This is a genomic window from Tolypothrix sp. VBCCA 56010, assembly GCF_050875635.1.
Taxonomy (GTDB): Bacteria; Cyanobacteriota; Cyanobacteriia; order Cyanobacteriales; family Nostocaceae; genus Hassallia.
Window position 1 is genome coordinate 1 of the sequence record NZ_JBPAOH010000414.1, and the last position, 597, is coordinate 597.

A 597-nucleotide genomic window follows, 5' to 3' on the forward strand; every position below is an offset into this window, starting at 1 on the left:
AACAGTGAAAGACTGTTTATTCTTACGGGTTTTACGAGTTGGCGGTCTAGTAATTCCTTTGCGCCATCTACTAAAAGCGGTTTGCAAACTTTGGAATGCTGACTGATAAACTTTAGATGACATTTGGTTCATCCAAGCAAATTGATCACGTTTTTTGGTGACGTTGGTCAAGCACTTCTTGATGGCTTGTATTCGCTTGTTATCTGTCGTCTTCAAACCTGCATCCACAGATTGCCAGAACAGATCGAGTCCATAGTTGTACACCAATCGAGAAAAACCTGCATGTTGTGCCATCAAACTTTGCTCATGCTTATTCAGTTTCAGGCGTCGCTTAATTGCAAACACTTGTTTTCCTCAATTAGACTATAATTATTGTAACGCAGTCTTGGCTACAATCATGGGTAAGTACAACTTAAATGTCAGAATTACTGAACAGGAAAGACAAATCTTAGATCAATATTGTGCGTTAGGAGAAAGAACTCAATCTGATGTCATCCGTGAGTTTATCCGGTCTTTAAAGCAAAATATTAAAGAGGGTCAAGACAATGCATAATGTCCGGCAATGCCCAATGATTCCCTTATTAAGTAAAAACTCCT

Annotated in this window: 2 protein-coding genes; one reads left to right on the forward strand and one right to left on the reverse strand. The window is 38.9% G+C overall.

The window, feature by feature from the left end; all coding sequences use genetic code 11:
• The coding region (locus AABK37_RS41790; RefSeq protein WP_432557242.1) for a helix-turn-helix domain-containing protein at positions 1–345 on the reverse strand (345 nt) is incomplete at its 3' end.
• Between the two features lie 52 nt (positions 346–397).
• On the opposite strand from AABK37_RS41790, the gene AABK37_RS41795 reads away from it, so the two are divergent.
• Positions 398–553: a CopG family transcriptional regulator gene (locus AABK37_RS41795; protein WP_432557243.1), complete on the forward strand. Its 156-nt coding sequence runs from the start codon at positions 398–400 to the stop codon at positions 551–553.
• Positions 554–597: the final 44 nt, after the last annotated feature.

Bases quoted from the DNA above. Each gene is read 5' to 3' on its own strand.
- AABK37_RS41795 (WP_432557243.1), top strand. From the start codon at position 398: ATGGGTAAGTACAACTTAAATGTCAGAATTACTGAACAGGAAAGACAA.